The sequence below is a fragment of the Acrocarpospora phusangensis genome (assembly GCF_016862995.1).
Lineage (GTDB): Bacteria > Actinomycetota > Actinomycetes > Streptosporangiales > Streptosporangiaceae > Acrocarpospora > Acrocarpospora phusangensis.
The window spans coordinates 19,007-34,965 of the sequence record NZ_BOOA01000043.1; the positions used below are offsets into that span (position 1 = coordinate 19,007).

Annotated in this window: 19 protein-coding genes; 11 read left to right on the top strand and 8 right to left on the bottom strand. The window is 69.1% G+C overall.

Features of this window, described 5'->3' with window-relative positions:
- Window positions 1-105: 105 nt before the first annotated feature.
- Window positions 106-921, bottom strand: coding sequence for a diaminopimelate epimerase (dapF, locus tag Aph01nite_RS24440; protein ID WP_204043310.1), 816 nt, complete (start codon window positions 919-921; stop codon window positions 106-108).
- The gene (gene miaA / locus Aph01nite_RS24445; protein WP_239161927.1) at window positions 909-1,820 is read right to left on the bottom strand and encodes a tRNA (adenosine(37)-N6)-dimethylallyltransferase MiaA; all 912 of its coding nucleotides are present in this window, start codon (window positions 1,818-1,820) and stop codon (window positions 909-911) included. Before miaA ends, dapF begins: the two co-directional genes overlap by 13 nt.
- A gap of 77 nt (window positions 1,821-1,897) precedes the next feature.
- Here miaA and Aph01nite_RS24450 point away from each other — a divergent pair, with 77 nt between their 5' ends.
- Together Aph01nite_RS24450 and Aph01nite_RS41665 are read left to right on the top strand one after the other, a co-directional pair.
- Window positions 1,898-2,092, top strand: a complete 195-nt coding sequence (locus tag Aph01nite_RS24450; RefSeq protein ID WP_204043311.1) for an Rv0909 family putative TA system antitoxin — start codon at window positions 1,898-1,900, stop codon at window positions 2,090-2,092.
- A 37-nt stretch (window positions 2,093-2,129) separates the two neighbouring features.
- Window positions 2,130-2,516, top strand: a complete 387-nt coding sequence (locus tag Aph01nite_RS41665; protein WP_239161928.1) for an antitoxin — start codon at window positions 2,130-2,132, stop codon at window positions 2,514-2,516.
- Window positions 2,517-2,800: 284 nt separating this feature from the next.
- Here the strand turns inward: Aph01nite_RS41665 and Aph01nite_RS42250 are convergent, their stop codons facing one another.
- The 3 genes from Aph01nite_RS42250 to Aph01nite_RS24470 all read right to left on the bottom strand — a co-directional run bounded on the left by Aph01nite_RS42250 (window position 2,801) and on the right by Aph01nite_RS24470 (window position 4,789).
- Complete coding sequence (locus Aph01nite_RS42250) at window positions 2,801-3,316, bottom strand: methylated-DNA--[protein]-cysteine S-methyltransferase (RefSeq protein WP_204043312.1); 516 nt, start codon at window positions 3,314-3,316, stop codon at window positions 2,801-2,803.
- A 267-nt stretch (window positions 3,317-3,583) separates the two neighbouring features.
- On the bottom strand, window positions 3,584-4,093 hold the full coding sequence (locus tag Aph01nite_RS24465; protein ID WP_204043313.1) for a hypothetical protein: 510 nt from the start codon (window positions 4,091-4,093) through the stop codon (window positions 3,584-3,586).
- 270 nt (window positions 4,094-4,363) lie between these two features.
- On the bottom strand, window positions 4,364-4,789 hold the full coding sequence (locus Aph01nite_RS24470; protein ID WP_204043314.1) for a CAP domain-containing protein: 426 nt from the start codon (window positions 4,787-4,789) through the stop codon (window positions 4,364-4,366).
- 1,318 nt (window positions 4,790-6,107) lie between these two features.
- On the opposite strand from Aph01nite_RS24470, the gene Aph01nite_RS24475 reads away from it, so the two are divergent.
- Window positions 6,108-6,737: a hypothetical protein gene (locus Aph01nite_RS24475; protein ID WP_204043315.1), complete on the top strand. Its 630-nt coding sequence runs from the start codon at window positions 6,108-6,110 to the stop codon at window positions 6,735-6,737.
- A 35-nt stretch (window positions 6,738-6,772) separates the two neighbouring features.
- Here Aph01nite_RS24475 and miaB read toward each other — a convergent pair whose 3' ends face one another.
- Both miaB and Aph01nite_RS24485 read right to left on the bottom strand, forming a co-directional pair.
- Window positions 6,773-8,251 (bottom strand): tRNA (N6-isopentenyl adenosine(37)-C2)-methylthiotransferase MiaB, encoded by a 1,479-nt coding sequence (gene miaB, locus Aph01nite_RS24480; protein ID WP_204043316.1) that lies wholly within the window; start codon window positions 8,249-8,251, stop codon window positions 6,773-6,775.
- A gap of 225 nt (window positions 8,252-8,476) precedes the next feature.
- A complete protein-coding gene (locus Aph01nite_RS24485; protein WP_204043317.1) occupies window positions 8,477-8,665 on the bottom strand; it encodes a hypothetical protein in 189 nt (62 codons plus the stop codon).
- 69 nt (window positions 8,666-8,734) lie between these two features.
- Here Aph01nite_RS24485 and Aph01nite_RS24490 point away from each other — a divergent pair, with 69 nt between their 5' ends.
- Window positions 8,735-9,214: a GAF domain-containing protein gene (locus Aph01nite_RS24490; RefSeq protein ID WP_204043318.1), complete on the top strand. Its 480-nt coding sequence runs from the start codon at window positions 8,735-8,737 to the stop codon at window positions 9,212-9,214.
- A gap of 11 nt (window positions 9,215-9,225) precedes the next feature.
- Window positions 9,226-9,315, top strand: coding sequence for a hypothetical protein (locus tag Aph01nite_RS24495; protein ID WP_307836798.1), 90 nt, complete (start codon window positions 9,226-9,228; stop codon window positions 9,313-9,315).
- Here Aph01nite_RS24495 and Aph01nite_RS24500 read toward each other — a convergent pair.
- Window positions 9,287-9,868 carry a hypothetical protein gene (locus Aph01nite_RS24500; protein ID WP_204043319.1) on the bottom strand — a complete coding sequence of 194 codons (582 nt, stop codon included), beginning with the start codon at window positions 9,866-9,868 and terminating at the stop codon, window positions 9,287-9,289. The two genes, Aph01nite_RS24495 and Aph01nite_RS24500, sit on opposite strands and share 29 nt — an antisense overlap.
- 179 nt (window positions 9,869-10,047) lie before the next feature.
- Here Aph01nite_RS24500 and Aph01nite_RS24505 point away from each other — a divergent pair, with 179 nt between their 5' ends.
- From Aph01nite_RS24505 to Aph01nite_RS24530, 6 genes are all read left to right on the top strand, one after another.
- The gene (locus tag Aph01nite_RS24505) at window positions 10,048-10,803 is read left to right on the top strand and encodes an amino acid ABC transporter ATP-binding protein (RefSeq protein WP_204043320.1); all 756 of its coding nucleotides are present in this window, start codon (window positions 10,048-10,050) and stop codon (window positions 10,801-10,803) included.
- Between the two features lie 94 nt (window positions 10,804-10,897).
- Entirely contained in the window at window positions 10,898-11,704 is an 807-nt protein-coding gene (locus Aph01nite_RS24510) for a glutamate ABC transporter substrate-binding protein (protein ID WP_204043321.1), read from the top strand.
- Between the two features lie 30 nt (window positions 11,705-11,734).
- Window positions 11,735-12,403 carry an amino acid ABC transporter permease gene (locus Aph01nite_RS24515; protein ID WP_204043322.1) on the top strand — a complete coding sequence of 223 codons (669 nt, stop codon included), beginning with the start codon at window positions 11,735-11,737 and terminating at the stop codon, window positions 12,401-12,403.
- A complete protein-coding gene (locus tag Aph01nite_RS24520; protein ID WP_204043323.1) occupies window positions 12,400-13,275 on the top strand; it encodes an amino acid ABC transporter permease in 876 nt (291 codons plus the stop codon). The genes Aph01nite_RS24515 and Aph01nite_RS24520 overlap by 4 nt, the downstream gene beginning before the upstream one ends.
- A gap of 156 nt (window positions 13,276-13,431) precedes the next feature.
- The gene (locus tag Aph01nite_RS24525; protein WP_204043324.1) at window positions 13,432-14,085 is read left to right on the top strand and encodes a type 2 periplasmic-binding domain-containing protein; all 654 of its coding nucleotides are present in this window, start codon (window positions 13,432-13,434) and stop codon (window positions 14,083-14,085) included.
- A 40-nt stretch (window positions 14,086-14,125) separates the two neighbouring features.
- Entirely contained in the window at window positions 14,126-15,955 is a 1,830-nt protein-coding gene (locus Aph01nite_RS24530) for a S9 family peptidase (protein ID WP_204043325.1), read from the top strand.
- The last annotated feature ends 4 nt before the right edge of the window (window positions 15,956-15,959 follow it).

A 15,959-nucleotide genomic window follows, 5' to 3' on the forward strand; every position in this document is an offset into this window, starting at 1 on the left:
GTCGGACTCAGGAGCCACAAGAGATGGATACGCCCCCAATTGCCGTATTTCTCGAGGTTTTTAGGTCTAAGACCCGTGTTGAATCCTCGATTCGGCGCGGTATGTCTAGATCTCCGTGTCGTGGTACTCGCCGGAGGCGACCAGGGTGGCCGGACCGGTGAGGTAGCTCGTGTCGGCGTCGAGGGTGATCTTGAGGGTGCCGCCGAGCACGCGGACCTTCCAGACGCCCGTCGTCTCGCCCGCCGCGTGCGCCGCCGCGACGGCGGTGGCCACCGCGCCGGTGCCGCAGGAGCGGGTCTCGCCGGAGCCGCGCTCGTAGACGCGCATGGAGACCGCGTGGTCGCCGACCGGGTTGATGAGCTCGACGTTCACGCCGTCCGGGTAGACCGCGCGGTCGAAGCGCGGCTGGGCGGCCAGGTCGAGTTCGGTGACCGGGTCGTCGATGACGCAGGCCAGGTGCGGGTTGCCCACGTTGACGTTGAGGCCGCGGTACTCGCGGCCGTTCACCCAGGCGCGGCTCTCGCCGTACACCTTCGGGCGGCCCATGTCCACGGTGACGTCGCCGGTGATGTCGAGGCGCACCCGCTTCACGCCGTCCCGGGTCGCGACGCTGAACTCGCCGGGGGAGGCGAGCCCCGCGTCCACGAGGTAGCGGGCGAACACGCGGATGCCGTTGCCGCACATCTCGGCCAGGCTGCCGTCGGCGTTGCGGTAGTCCATGAACCACTCGGCCCGGGCGGCCTGCTCGTCGGCCTCCGGCGCGAACTTCGAGGGCACCACGCGCAGCACGCCGTCCCCGCCGATCCCGGCGCGCCGGTCGCACAGCCGCGCGACCGCGGCCGCGGACAGGTCCAGCCGCCCTTCCAGATCAGGCAGGATGACGAAGTCGTTCTCCGTCCCATGGCCCTTCACAAACCGCATGTGACCAGCCTAGCGGCCCGCTCGACAAGATCCGATGCGTCGTACGGCAGCCAGCGCACCCGCGGATCGCGGCGGAACCAGGACTCCTGCCGGCGCGCGAACCTCCGGGTCGCCCGGACCGTCTCGGCCCGCGCCTCCTCCTCCGACCAGGAGCCGTCGAGGAACCGCAGCACCTGCGCGTACCCGAGCGCCCGGCTGGCCGTCAGCCCGCCCGCGAGCCCTTCCTCCCGGAGCGTACGGACTTCGTCCACGAACCCGGCCGCCCACATGAGGTCGACGCGCAGTTCGATGCGCTCGTCGAGTTCGGGGCGGGGGACCTCCAGGCCGATCTGCACGCTCGGGTAGACCGAGTCGTAGGAGGGCATGGTGGCCGAGAACGGGCGGCCGGAGAACTCGATGACCTCCAGGGCGCGGACGATGCGGCGGCCGTTGGTGGGCAGGATCGCGGCTGCCGCGACCGGGTCGGCCTCGGTCAGGCGGGCGTACAGGGGGGCCGGGCCCGATTCGGCCAGTTCGCGTTCGAGGCGGGCGCGGATGCCGGGGTCGGTGCCGGGGAACTCCAGGTCGTCGAGGGCGGCCCTGACGTACAGGCCGGAGCCGCCGACCAGGATCGGGACCACGTCCCTGATCCGCAGGTCCTCGATCAGGGGGCGCACCAGCTCCTGGTACTCGGCGACGCTTGCCGTGTAGGTAATGTCCCAGATGTCCAGCAAATGGTGCGATACACCTTTTCGTTCGGGGATGGTCAGCTTGGCCGTACCGATGTCCATTCCTCGGTAAAGCTGCATCGAGTCGGCGTTGATGGCCTCGCCGCCGAACCGCAGCGCCAACTCCACGGCCAGATCGGACTTTCCGGCCGCCGTGGGCCCCACGACGGCGATCACTGGTAGTTGCCCCACTCGGTAAGTGTCCCAAGCTCCCGGGTAACAATTAGTCGTACGGTGCCACTTCGCGCCGCGGAACGGGGGATTCCACGATGTCGATCTTCGACAAGGCCAGGGCGAAACTCGGCGCTCACGCCGGAAAGGTCAAGGACGCGGCCAACAAGGGCGTCGACCACGCGGCCAAGATCGCCAAAGAGAAGACCGGCGGCAAGTACGACAAGCACGTCGATGCCGCCGCCAAGAAGGCCAAGGAGGCCACAGACAAGATCGACGGCAAGTCCGGCTGATCGCGCCCTGGCGGCGCCAATCACAAACGGGGGACAAATGTCGTTCTTTCACAAGGTACGGGAGATGTTCGGCGGCGCCGGGAACAAGCTGCAGAGCACCCGTGCCCAGCCGAAGAGCAGCGGCGGGAACGCCATGGGCACGGCCAAGGACATGGGCCGCGACATGGGACAGAACGCCAGGAGCACGACACCGGGCGCCAAGGGTCAGATGCGTCAGGGCGCGGACGGCGCCGAAGACACCCGGTCCGCGCAGGGCAGGTCCAACGGCATGCGCGACAAGATCGAGGACAAGGTCATGGACGGCATCGACAGCGCCGCCGCCGGAGCCGACCGCGCCACCGGCGGCAAATACCGCGACCAGATCAACAGAACCGCCGACGCCGCCCGCCGCGCCGCCGACAAGATCGACGGCGAACCCGGCTGACCCACCCGCCCAACCCCCACCAAACCCAGGAGCCGCCCTCCAACCAGGGCGGCTCCCAGCACAGGCGAACACGAAGAACCGACTCGCCGAACAGCGTCAAGCCGAGCGGTTCAGCCGGAGCAGTTCAGGCGCTGGCTCACAGAGCAATGTGAAGGATCGGCCCTCAAGTCCCTGATCGAACGACCGCCACCTCTTGGCGCCGGTGCGGCGAGAGGCCGCGACCTACGTGAACGGCGCCGGAGAACGGCGAGGACCCGGCCATTCGGCTCGTTGAGTCGGTGTCCTCAGAACAGGGCCAACGGCAGGTGGCCCTCGTGGGTCAGCAGCCACCGCTTCGATTCCACGCCGTCACCCCCGCTGAAGCCACCGAGCCCATCACCGGCCACGACACGATGACAGGGCACGATCACCGGAATCGGATTGCTTCCCATGATCGATCCGATGGCTCTCGCGGGAACTCCCGTCTCCGCGGCCAGATCCCCATACGTGACCACTTTGCCGAACGGCACCGACTCGTACAGCAGCCCGAGCACCCGCCGCCGGCTCCCCGACATCAGCCGCCAGTCGACCTCGACGCCGAACTCTCGCAGGTCCCCCGCGAAGTAGGCCGCCAACTCCGCCCGCACCTCGCTTACCCGGCGCTCGTCCTCGACGACCGGCATCCCCACCCGTGCGGCGATCCGCTCCCGATTGCGCTCCGAGTCCCGGAAGTGAACCGCCACCACCCCGACCGGGGTGACCGCGGCGAGCACCTCCCCGACCTCGGTGGGGACGCTCCCGAAAGCAACCGTCTCAGCCATGCCCCCATTGTCCGCCGCGCCACCGACAGTTTCGCGCGAACCCGGGACCCGTCGCCCGTACGGACACAGAGAAAGGCCCGTGCGGAATACCGCGCCGCACGGGCCCATCTGAAGCGTGGGCTTCCCCAAAGCTTCGCCCACGAAACCTGCTCAGATCACGACACGCATCGACCCTGCGTCAGGCATGGTCATCGACGCGTCCGATCCCGTGTGAAGCCTGGACGGTAATGGCCTTTCCCGACCGGGTGTCACACGAGTGGAGCGCGATCAGTAGCCGCCGACCGGGCCTCCCGGGTCGACCGCGCCGGCGCCGGAGCCCCGGTCGATCTCGTCGATGTTGTCGTTGGGCGCGGTGGTCGGCCTCGGCTTGGTGGTCGCGGGCGTCCTGGGCGTCGCCGCGGCCGGCTTGTCGTTCTTGGTGTTCGAGCTCTGGGCGGGGGTGTCGTCCTGGCCGCCCTGAGCCGTGTCGTTCTGGCCGCCCTCGGCCTGGTCCGCGCCCGAATCGCCGGAGTCGCCGGATTCGGCGGACTCGTCGGGGGCGGACTCGTCCGGGGCCGCGTCGGGGTCGTCGGCGAGTGGGGCCTCGCCGCTCTCGGGGGTGGTGGGGCCCGGAGCCGGTTGGGTGACGGGGGTGTCGTTGCCGGCCACGGCGTAGACGACGCCGCCCCCTGCCAGGGCGGCGGTCACGATCGCGGCGCCGATCAGGATGGCGCGGGGATTGCCGCGTGAGCGCGACCGCGCGGGCCGGCTTCGTTCGGTTGGCGGGTATCCGTCCATGGGGGTACTCCCTGCGGGTGGGCTGCTGCTCGGAACCTCAACGGCTTCCGAAGGGTCCCGCCAGACTAGCCAAGAATGCGAAAGAGATGCACATAAATGGCCTCAACGGCATCTACCGGGGCAAACCCACACAAGCCTGGCGTGTGATCACCGCCACCGAGCCCCGCCTCACCAAGATCTGGGCGAGCCCTCCGCTTCCCAGCCTCCCGTACGAACCCACGCGAGTCTTGACGAATCATCAGATTCCCCGGCAACCCCCAGGAAAGCGGCTCAGCGAGACCCGAAGTTCTGGGTCCACCACGGGCCTCCCGAGCCCAGGCGTATGCCGATGCCGATGGCTTTGAGGTCGCAGTTCACGATGTTCGCCCGATGTCCCGGACTGTTGAGCCACGCCTCGACGACCTCGCCGGGGGTGCGCTGCCCGCGGGCGATGTTCTCCGCGGCGGGGTACGCGTAACCGGCCGCCCTGATCCGATCCCACGGCGTACGCCCATCGAGAGAATCGTGGCTGAAGTAGTTACGCGCGGCCATGTCGGCGGAATGCGCCCTGGCGGCTTTCCGCAACCGCTCGTCCGTACGCAACGGACGGCACCCTTCCCGCTGCCGCGCCGAATTCGTCAACCGGACCGCCTCGTTCTCCAACGCCCGCACAGCCGCATCGGTACGGCTCCGCGCCTGCCCCGGAGATGTCGTCACCCGCTTCGAAACCCCACCTCCGCCAAGAGGCCCGGACTTGTCCTCGGACCCCACCGCATCGGCGACCGCCCCACCCGAAGACCCCCGTGCTTTACCACCGGAATCCCGCTTCCCCGCGCCGGACTCACCCCGTTCAGGAACCGCAACGGACTCCCCCGATCCGGGCGTCTCCGACTTACCGGACCCGGAGACGCCGGACCCAGGAACACCCGACTCAAAAACACCCGACTCAGGCACACCGGATGATTTGCCCGGCTTGCCCGTCGCATACCTGCCAGATTCAGGCCCGCCGGACGGCCCACGCGCGCCTGACCCCCCGCCCGAATCGCCCCATTCCGCCTTCGGCACCACATAAGAATCGACCGGCACCGGCGATTCCACACTCAGATCTCCAGCCAGCCGCCCACGATCCGCCCCACAAGCAGCCACCGCACCCACGACTACGACAAGACCCACTGCCAAACAAGCAGTACGTCGCCCAAATTGGGGCATCCGGGAACCCTCCTGCCGACGTGTTGGGAAAATCCACGCCGCCCGCGCGAATGAGCGACCACACTAGCCCCAATAACGAATTCGCCGCGCAGGAATCACGAAAGAATCACGACATTGCCGGACTTCTCCCCACCGCGTGTCAATTGGCCCCGCACTCTCCTGGCTACGGCAGGCGCCACCACCGTCATCGCCACCGCCGGTTTCGGGATCTGGCTGGCCGTCACCGTCAACGACACCGCCACCCCCCTACTCCCCCGCGAAATCCCCACCGCCACCCATCCCCCACACCAGAACGCCCTCCCCCACTCAGGCGGCCCAGTCCCTCTGGACGACCCCACACCCCCGCCACCGGCACTCCCGAGCCCACCCCCCGCAATCCCCGAAATCCTCATCAACCTCGGCGCCCTCGCAGGCGGAACGCTGGGATCCCACCCCCTCCCCAGCCCTCAATCCCCCGCACTCCCCGAAATCCACCCACCCACCCTCAAACCCCCACCACTCCCAAGAACCAAGATCAGCATCCCCGCGGACCCGATATCACCCCCGACTCCCCGCCCAGCAAAACCAAGATCAACCAAGCCCACCCCGGCCAGAAAATTCCCCGACCCCTGCGCCACTTTTCACGACATCCGCCGCACCTACTGCTACGAGGTCCTCGAATCCATCACCGGCAAACGTGCCCGGCAATGAGTCTTGGGCCGCTCAGATGTGGCCCTGGCCATCGGCGCCGATGACCAGCCCGAACCGGTCTCCAACCGGAACATGCCGATCTCTTCCGCCGATATACAGTTGAGGCACTCTGCTGGATTCGCCGACGGAGAAGCGGATGCTGCGCACGCCCAGCCTTGGAGAATTAGTCTCCAGCGAACCCAACTGGATCGTCGTCACCATAATCGGAGCCATTCTCGGCGCGACCATAAACTGGTGGTGGCTGCTGGCCAAATACATCGCCACCCGAACGTCACGGCATCCGCTCGAAGGCGAATGGCACGAATGCCATTACACGATCCGCAAGGGCCAAGAGCAGCTGATGCGCGGAATGGTCATAATCAAGCGTGGCCTGAAACATAATCTGGTGGTCCGTGTCCACGACGAGTCCCGGATCACGAACGGGCCTCGCCACGGGCTCGAATACCGAGGGCACGCGGCGATTGAGCGCGGACTGGTGCTCCACGCCAAGTGCGAGAGCCATCCCCACTCTCTCACCATGCGATTCATGGAGTACCTGCCCCTGAATCCGGACCCCCTGGTCGGGCTGTGGTTCTCCGTGGACTTCGACTACGCTCCGGCCTCGGGTCCGACCGTCCTGACGCGCAGACGCCTGTCCGACGAGGAGGCGAAGGCGCTCCTCTACACCCATAGCGCCACCACCAAGAGAACGGTCCGGCTGAGAATCCAGGGCCATTCGCGCATCAAGCAGACAGGCAATACGACCGCACCTGACGTCCACCGATGAACACGGCCCGGCGCGCCGCCCCGGTAAGCCGCGCGCTACGAGCAGGCGAGAGGTTCCGGAGTCGCCGGGGGGCGGCCGATCGTGGGCATGCCGAGGCTGACCGCTGACGGAGCCGAGGGCTGGGACTGGCGGGCCTGCCAGGCGTCGCCCGCGCGGGTCGCGCGCACGGAGAGGACCTTGTCCGCGACCAGGTGGTGCGGAGCCGCGTAGGTCACCTCGACGGTGACCATGTCGCCGGGGCGGGCGTCGGCGGGGGCCAGGTGCACGAGCCGGTTGTCGGGCGCGCGCCCGGAGAGCCGGTGGGTCGCGCCGTCCTTGCGGCCCTCGCCTTCGGCGATGAGCACTTCGAGGACCTTCCCGACCTGCTGCTTGTTCTCCGCCCAGGCGATCTCCTCCTGGAGGGCCACCAGCCGCTCGTACCGCTCCTGGACGACCGCCTTGGGCACCTGGTCGGGCATGGTGGCGGCAGGCGTACCGGGGCGGATCGAGTACTGGAAGGTGAAGGCGTTCGCGAAGCGGGCGGCGCGGACCACGTCGAGGGTGCCCTGGAAGTCCTCCTCGGTCTCGCCGGGGAAGCCGACGATGATGTCGGTGGAGATGGCCGCGTCCGGCATGGCGGCGCGCACGCGCTCGATGATGCCGAGGTAACGCTCGGCCCGGTACGAGCGGCGCATCGCCTTCAGCACCCGGTCGGACCCGGACTGCAGCGGCATGTGCAGCTGGTGCATGACGTTGGGCGTCTCGGCCATGGCCGCGATGACGTCGTCGGTGAAGGCGGCCGGGTGGGGCGAGGTGAAGCGCACGCGTTCGAGGCCGTCCACCGTGCCGCAGGAGCGCAGCAGCTTGCCGAAGGCGAGGCGGTCGCCGAACTCGACGCCGTAGGTGTTGACGTTCTGCCCGAGCAGGGTGATCTCCAGGACGCCCTGGTCGACCAGGGTCCGGACCTCGCTGAGGATGTCGCCGGGGCGGCGGTCCTTCTCCTTGCCCCGCAGCGCGGGCACGATGCAGAACGTGCAGGTGTTGTTGCACCCGACCGAGATGGCCACCCACGCCGCGTACGCGGACTCGCGCTTGGTCGGCAGCGTGGAGGGAAACGTCTCCAGGGATTCCTTGATCTCTACCTGGGCCTCTTCGGCGATGCGCGCCCGCTCCAGCAGCACCGGCAGCGAGCCGATGTTGTGGGTGCCGAACACGACGTCCACCCACGGCGCCCGGCGGACGATCTCGCCCTGGTCCTTCTGCGCCAGGCAGCCGCCGACCGCGATCTGCATGCCGGGGTCGCTGAGCTTGCGCGGCCGCAGGTGCCCCAGATTGCCGTAGAGCCGGTTGTCGGCGTTCTCGCGCACCGCACAGGTGTTGAACACGACGACGTCGGCGGGCTGCCCTTCGGGGGCGCGCACGTATCCCGCGTCCTCCAGCAGCCCGGACAGGCGCTCGGAGTCGTGGACGTTCATCTGGCACCCGTAGGTCCGTACCTCGTACGTCCGGGCGCTCTCCTGAGTCGTGGCAGTCATCTCAACCCACAAGCGTAAGCGCTCCCGGGACCGCACAACGCCCGGGACACTGTCCCATGTACTCGGGCAAATACCTCGACACCCTGTGACCTGGACATGCATTCCGGGAGGTCAGGTGCGATTCGCGGCCTGGGCCGTCTGCGTGGCGACCCTGCTGCTCGCCGCCGCGGCCGCCGTCCTGGGCCACCGGAACGGCGTCGGCCCGATCCAGCAGAGCCACCTCGTCTACGTGGCCGCGAGCGCCGTCATCGGCGGACTGATCAACGTGCGCCGCCCGGGGAACGTGATCGGCCTGCTCGTGGCCACCACCGGCCTCTCCTTCGCGCTGCTGGACGCCTGCGCCCAGGTCGCCCTCGCCGTCCCGCACGCCACGGCCTTCGCCTGGCCGCAGACCTGGCTCTGGATCCCGGCCAACCTCGCCGTCGCCGCGATCCCCTCTACTTCCCGTCCGGACGACTCCCGTCGCCCGGCTGGCGCGCGGTCATGGTCTTCCACGCCGCCGACGACCTGCCCCTCTCCGTCGCCGCCGGACTGGTCGCCGTGGTCTTCGCCCCGCTGCGCGCCCGCGTCCAGCGCGCGGTCAATCTCATGTACGGCAGGCGCGACGACCCCTACGCCGCCCTCGACCTCCTCGGCCGCCGCCTCGAAGAAGCCGCCGACCCCGGCACGGTCCTGGCCACCGCCGCCGATTCCGTGGCCGAAGCCCTCAAACTCCCGTACGCGGCGATCGAACTCGACGACGACCCCGTGGACGACCCCGTGCCCGCCGGCCGTCTCGCGATCCCGCTGGTCTACCAGAACGAGCAGGTCGGCAGGCTCGTCCTCGCCCCCCGCCCGGGCGAACGCGACCTCGGCGAGAAGGACCGCCGCGTCCTGGCCGACCTGGCCCGGCGCATGGGCATCGCGGTCCACGCCGTACGGCTGGCGGATGATCTGCGGAGGTCGCGGAGCGGCTGGGGCTGACCCACAAGACGGTGCGCAACCACGTCTCGAACATCTTCGCCAAGCTCCAGGTCGGGGATCGGGTGAGCGCGGTCAGCCGCGCGCGGGAAGCGGGGTTCTGAGGGTGCGCAACGCCGCCCAGCCGTACGCGACGAGCTGGCAGAGGGCGCCGGTGGACTGCGCGGCGGGAGGCTGTTCGGCGGTGAGGAACGGGATCGCGATCCCGACGGTCACCAGGACGGGGAGCCACCAGGGCGCCACCCGGGTCGCGGCCAGCGAGACCGTGAGGATGAGCGCCCCGGCGTGGGAGAGGAAGGCGGGCAGCAGGATGCCGTACACGAAACCGGGCAGGTCCGACGCGGCGGCGGTGGCGGCCACCGCCTGATCGGCGGGCAGGTTCCTGGCGAGCGCCAGGTCGTAGAAGTCGGTCATGAACAGGCTCACCGCGCTGGCCGAGCCGACCATGCCCACGGCCGCGCCCAGGTTGGCCGTCCGGGGCGCGCGCTCCCGCAGCAGCCCGGCCAGGGCCAGCATGCCCGGGATCATCGCGATCGTGGCCCAGTGGAAGAGCACCGCGCTGACCTGGACCTTCGTCTGGTTGGCCAGGTAGAGCGCCGGATGTGGTCGGTCCCCGGCGGCGAGGTGAGGAACGCCAGGAAGAGCAGGACGGGCCAAGCCACCAGAGATCCGGCGGCGACGGTACGGCGGAACGAATCGGTCATACGGCCAGCCAATCCGGCGCGTGTCCCGGCCCGCATGGGCCACCGACCAGGACGATTCCGGGATAAGACGTGATGGGATCGGTACCGGTCGGTTAGTGACTTGGTAATTAGACCCCTTTACTTTGGTTGACCATGACGGAGGCCGACAGATCGACTTCACTTGTCAACCTAGCGAAGGTGAACAAGCACTTCGGCGCGTTGCACGTGCTGCGGGACATCGACCTCGACGTCACCAGAGGCGAGGTCGTCGTGGTGATCGGCCCGTCGGGCGGGGGCAAGTCCACGCTCTGCCGGGTCATCAACCGGCTGGAGACGATCGACTCGGGGTCCATCACCTTCGACGGTCAGTCCCTCGCGGTGGAGGGCCGGGCGCTGGCGAAGCTGCGCTCCGAGGTCGGCATGGTGTTCCAGCAGTTCAACCTCTTCGCGCACAAGACCATCCTGGAGAACGTCACCCTCGGCCCGGTCAAGGTCCGCAAGATCGCGCGCGACCAGGCCGAGCGCCGGGGGATGGAGCTCCTGGAGCGGGTGGGCATCGCGTCCCAGGCCGCCAAGTACCCCGCGCAGCTGTCCGGCGGGCAGCAGCAGCGGGTGGCCATCGCGCGGGCCCTGGCCATGGACCCGAAGATGATCCTCTTCGACGAGCCCACCTCCGCGCTGGACCCCGAGATGGTCCAGGAGGTGCTCGACGTGATGATCTCCCTGGCCCGGGACGGCATGACCATGCTCGTGGTCACCCACGAGATGGGCTTCGCCCGCCGGGCCGCCAACCGGGTGGTCTTCATGTCCGACGGCCAGATCATCGAGCAGGCCGCGCCCGACGAGTTCTTCACCAACCCGGGCACCGACCGGGCCCGGGACTTCCTGAGCAAGATCCTCACACACTAGATCTCCGCTAGATCCCACTGAATCGCACTTGATCGCACCGTTTTGTCCGCGAGCCGAGACCCGGCTCAGCGAATTGGAAGAAGAGGTGGCAGTTATGCGAGTCCGCCGAATCGGGGCCGTCCTCATGGCCGCCGCGGCATTGGCCACGAGCCTTGCCGCCTGCAGTGGCGACGACAAGTTTGTGATCGGCGTCAAGTTCGACCAGCCCGGCCTCGGTTTGAAGCAGACCGACGGCTCGGTGAAGGGCTTCGACGTCGACGTGGCCAAGTACATCGCGAAGGAACTGGGCTACACCGACGACCAGATCGAGTTCAAGGAGACCGTTTCCGCGAACCGGGAGCCGTTCATCCAGCAGGGCCAGGTCGACATCGTGGTGGCCACCTACTCGATCACCGACGCCCGGAAAGAGGTCATCTCCTTCGCCGGGCCGTACCTGATCACCGGGCAGGACATCCTCACCCGGGCCGGGGACACCGCGATCGCCAACGTCGACTCGCTGGCCACCAAGAAGGTCTGCGGCGCGCAGGGCTCCTCCTCGCCCGCGCGGCTGGTGGAGAAGTTCGGCGAGCCGTGGAAGGGCCAGTACCTGACCGAGCAGCAGGGCTACGGCGCCTGCCTGCCGCTCCTCGACCAGAGCCAGGTGGACGCCATCTCCACCGACGCCACCATCCTGGCCGGCTTCGCCGCCCAGCAGCCCGGCAAGTTCCGCCTCGTCGGCCAGCCCTTCTCCGAGGAGAAGTACGGCATCGGCCTGAAGAAGGACGACAAGGAAACCCGCGACAAGATCAACAACGCCATCGACAAGATGTTCAAAGACGGCTCCTGGAAGAAGTACGTCGACGCCAACTTCGGCGAGTTCGGCCAGTTCTTCGCCTCGCCCCCGGCGCTGGAGCGGTACTGATCGATCGCCGGTCGCGGAGGTAGGTAGGCGGTGTCCGCCCTCATCGAAGAGTTGCCGGTCATCCTGGGCGCGTTCTGGCTGACCGTACGGCTCACGCTGGCCACCGCCGTGGCCGCCCTGGTGCTCGGCACGGTGCTGGCCGCGATGCGGGTGAGCCCGCTGGGTGTGCTGCGCAACGTGGCCGGCGCGTACGTCAACGCGCTGCGGAACACGCCGCTCACGCTGGTGATCGTGTTCTGCGGGCTGGGGCTCGGCCTGGTCCTGGACGTCTCGTTCTCCGAGAGCCTGTCCGTCAACTATCTCTGGCTGTCCATCATCGGCCTGTCGCTGTACACGGCGGCCTTCGTCTGCGAGGCCATCCGATCGGGGATCAACACGGTCCCGATCGGGCAGGCGGAGGCCGCCCGTGCGCTCGGGCTGACCTTCACCCAGAACCTGCGGCACATCGTGCTCCCGCAGGCCTTCCGCGCGGTGATCGCGCCGCTGGGCAGCGTGCTGATCGCGCTGATCAAGAACACCACCATCGCCGCCGCGATCGGCGTCGCGGAGGCCTCGCTCACCATGAAATCCCTGTTCGAACGGCATCAGGAGGCGGTGGTCCCGATCTTCCTCGGGTTCGCGCTCGGCTTCCTGGTGCTCACCCTGCCGGTCGGGCTGCTGTTCGGCTGGCTGGCCAAGCGGCTGGCGGTGGCCCGATGAGCCAGACGAGAGCGAGTGTGCTCTACGACGCGCCGGGCCCCCGCGGGCGGCGGCGCAACCTGCTGCTGACCGTGCTGTTCGCCGTGGCGCTAATCGTGCTGGCCTACCTCGGCTACCGGAAGTTCGCCGAGAAGGGCCAGTTCGACGCGGCGCTGTGGGAGCCGTTCCTCCAGGCCGACGTCTGGATCAATTTGATCCTGCCCGGCCTGTGGAACACGCTCAGCGCGGCCGCGACGGCGGCGCTGATCGCGGTGCCGTTCGGGTTCGTCTTCGGCATGGCCCGGCTGTCCGAGCACCGCTGGATCCGCATCCCGGCCGGCGCGGTGGTCGAGTTCTTCCGGGCCATCCCGCTCCTCATCATGATCTTCTTCGCCCAGTACGGCGGCAGCGCCGTCTTCGGCCTCACCGTCACCTCCTTCAGCGCCGTGGTGTTCGGCCTGGTCATGTACAACGGCTCGGTGCTGGCCGAGATCGTCAGGGCGGGCATCTCGTCGCTGCCGCGCGGGCAGACCGAGGCCGCGCTCGCCGTCGGCCTGCGCAAGGGCCAGGCGATGCGGCTCATCCTGCTCCCGCAGGCGGTCACCGCGATGATGCCGGCCATCGTCAGCCAGCTCGTGGTGCTACTCAAGGACACCGCGCTCGGCTTCATCGTCGCGTACGAGGACCTGCTGAACGCCGGGGCGCGCATCCTGCCCGCCAACTTCCGCAACCTGATCCCCGCGGTGATCGTGATGGCGGTCATCTACATCCTGATCAACGTGGGGGTCGGCCTGGTGGCGACGTGGCTGGAGAAGCGCAGCCGGCGCAGCCGCAAGAGCACCGCGGCGCCGGTCGCGCCGCCCGATTCCGTGACGGCTCCGGCGACGCTGTAGCCACCGGCTGGAGATCGGCAGGGCGTCGGCAGGACAAGGTTTGACGTGTCATTGCGGCACATAGGGCGCGCCTGATCTGATGCTGATCCAGTGTGGCGCGTGGTGTTGCTGGGTATGGCGGCTGTCCTTCTCACCGGATGCGGTGGCGGGAGCCTCGTGATCGGGGTGCGCGCGGGGCAGCCGGGACTGGTGGACAAACTGCCCGGCGGCGGCTGGGCCGGGTTCGACATCGCCGTGGCGCACTACGTGGCGCGCGAACTCGGCTACCGGGATGACCAGATCCGGTACACCTTCGACCCCGAGGAGGCCGACCTCACGCTGGGCGCGGTCGGCGGGCGCTACGCCGGGCCGTACCTGGTGACCACCAAGGACCTGCTGGTGCGGGCGCAGGACGTCGGCACCCTCCGGCGGCTCAGGTCGGCGCACGTCTGCGGGACCAGGGCCGACCTCGCGCCGCTGATCAAACGCTTCGGCGAGGCGTGGCAGAACGTCTTCGTGGCCGAGGCCAACGTGCCCGCCGCCTGCGGCCCGCTCCTCGCCGACCGGAGCATCGACGCGATCATCGCCGACGCCCCCGTTCTGGCCGGCCTGGCCGCCCAGCATCCCGGCCGCTTCCGGTTACTCGGCCGCGATCTCTCCGAGGTCCGGTACGGCATCCGCGTCGCGCCCAACGCGGTCGGGCTGCGGGACGACGTCGAGGACGCGCTGCGGCAGATGTACGAGGACGGGTCATGGCATCGGGCGCTGATCGACTACCTGGGGCTGCTGGCCACCCGGTACCTGTCGCCGCCCGTCCTGGAAAAGGGATAACCGGCCACACTCGGGCCCGCTTATCCGGCAGGATGCCGTCATGCCCCCCGAGCGAACGCCGATCTCCACCAGCGACGTGGCCAGGTCAGGGCTGCGCCTCGGCTACCCCACCGTGCTCGGCGACGAGGTCTGGTGGGAGGAGGACCGGCCGGCCGAGGCGGGCCGCCGCACCATCGTGCACCGCGCCGCCGGCGGCGCCCGCCGCGAACTCCTCGGCGCGCCCTGGGACGCCCGGTCCCGCGTGCACGAGTACGGCGGGCGCTCCTACGTGGTCGTCCCCGGCGCGGGCGTGGCTTTCGTCAACAACGCCGACCAGCGCCTCTACCTGACCCACGGCGGCACCCCCCGGCCCCTCACGGCCGCCTCCTCGTACCGGTACGGCGACCTGCTGTGGGGCGGCGGGGCCATCTGGTGCGTCCGCGAACACCACGACGGGGACGACGGGAAGGTCCACCGCGCGCTCGTCTCGGTGACCCTGGACGGCGAAGTCCGCGAAGTGGTCTCCGGCAGCGACTTCTACGCCTCCCCGGCGCTGTCCCCGGACGGGGAGCATCTCGCCTACATCTGCTGGAACCACCCGCGGCTGCCGTGGACGGGGACGGAACTGCGGATCACCCGGCTGGAGGACGGCAGCTCGTGGACCGTCAAGGGCGGCATGAGCGAGTCCGTGCTCGCGCCGCAGTGGCGGGACAACCGGAACCTCTACCTCGTCTCCGACTGGTCCGGCTGGTGGAACCTCTACCAGATCGGGATCTTCGGGACGTCCTCGCAGGCGTTGTATCCGGCCGAGGAGGAGTTCGCCTGGCCGTTGTGGGAGCTCGGCGGGGCGCCGTACCTCGTGCTCGGGGACGGCAGGCTGGCGGTCCTGCACGGGCAGGGCGACCTGCGCCTGGGCGTGCTCGACCCGGAGACCGGGACGCTCACCGACCTCGACGTGCCCTACACCGGATGGCGTCCCGCCCTCAGCGCCGACGGCACCACCCTGGCGGGCATCGCGTACGGATCCGACATTCCCCGCTCGGTGGTACGGGTCGACACCGTGACCGGGCGGGTCGAAGGGCTCCGCCGCGACATCGCCGAACTTCCGGACGTCGCGTACCTGCCCGAACCGCACGCCGTGGAGATATCTGGAAGCTTCGGGCGTCGGGTGCACGCCTACCGGTACGCGCCCTACGCAGCGGAGGGGCCCGCGCCGTACGTGGTGTTCCTGCACGGAGGTCCGACCGGTCACGCGACGACCGAACTGAGCCTGGAAAAGGCGTTCTTCACCACCCGGGGCATCGGCGTCCTCGACGTGAACTACGGCGGATCGACCGGGTACGGGCGGGCCTACCGGGAGCGGCTGCGCGGGCAGTGGGGCGTCGTCGACGTCGAGGACACGGTGGCCGCCGCCCAATGGCTGGCCGCCGAAGGCTACGCCGATCCGGCCCGCATCGCCGTACGCGGGGCCAGCGCCGGCGGCTGGACCGTCATGGCCGCCTGCGCCTCCTCCACCGTCTTCCGCGGCGGCGTCTCCATCGCCGGCATCAGCGCCCTCGCCCCCCTCGCCGCCGCCACCCACGACTTCGAATCCCGCTACGTCGAATGGCTCGTCGGCCCCGAATCCCTCTACCCCTCCCGCGAACCCCTCTCCCGCGCGGGCGAAGTCTCCTGCCCCATGCTCCTCATGCAGGGCCTGGCCGACCCCGTCGTCCCCCCATCCCAATCCGAAGCCTTCGCCACCGCCCTCACCGACCGCGGCATCCCCTGCACGTACCTCTCCTTCGAGGGCGAAAGCCACGGCTTCCGCCGCCTGGAAACGAAAACGGCGGCCCTCGCCGCGGAACTAGCCTTCTACGAACAACTCTTCCGCCCCGATCCCAGCGACTGACGGC

Bases quoted from the DNA above. Each gene is read 5' to 3' on its own strand.
- dapF (WP_204043310.1), bottom strand. From the start codon at position 921: ATGCGGTTTGTGAAGGGCCATGGGACGGAGAACGACTTCGTCATCCTG.
- Aph01nite_RS24450 (WP_204043311.1), top strand. From the start codon at position 1,898: ATGTCGATCTTCGACAAGGCCAGGGCGAAACTCGGCGCTCACGCCGGA.
- Aph01nite_RS41665 (WP_239161928.1), top strand. From the start codon at position 2,130: ATGTCGTTCTTTCACAAGGTACGGGAGATGTTCGGCGGCGCCGGGAAC.
- Aph01nite_RS42250 (WP_204043312.1), bottom strand. From the start codon at position 3,316: ATGGCTGAGACGGTTGCTTTCGGGAGCGTCCCCACCGAGGTCGGGGAG.
- Aph01nite_RS24465 (WP_204043313.1), bottom strand. From the start codon at position 4,093: ATGGACGGATACCCGCCAACCGAACGAAGCCGGCCCGCGCGGTCGCGC.
- Aph01nite_RS24475 (WP_204043315.1), top strand. From the start codon at position 6,108: ATGCTGCGCACGCCCAGCCTTGGAGAATTAGTCTCCAGCGAACCCAAC.
- miaB (WP_204043316.1), bottom strand. From the start codon at position 8,251: ATGACTGCCACGACTCAGGAGAGCGCCCGGACGTACGAGGTACGGACC.
- Aph01nite_RS24490 (WP_204043318.1), top strand. From the start codon at position 8,735: ATGGTCTTCCACGCCGCCGACGACCTGCCCCTCTCCGTCGCCGCCGGA.
- Aph01nite_RS24505 (WP_204043320.1), top strand. From the start codon at position 10,048: ATGACGGAGGCCGACAGATCGACTTCACTTGTCAACCTAGCGAAGGTG.
- Aph01nite_RS24510 (WP_204043321.1), top strand. From the start codon at position 10,898: ATGCGAGTCCGCCGAATCGGGGCCGTCCTCATGGCCGCCGCGGCATTG.
- Aph01nite_RS24520 (WP_204043323.1), top strand. From the start codon at position 12,400: ATGAGCCAGACGAGAGCGAGTGTGCTCTACGACGCGCCGGGCCCCCGC.
- Aph01nite_RS24530 (WP_204043325.1), top strand. From the start codon at position 14,126: ATGCCCCCCGAGCGAACGCCGATCTCCACCAGCGACGTGGCCAGGTCA.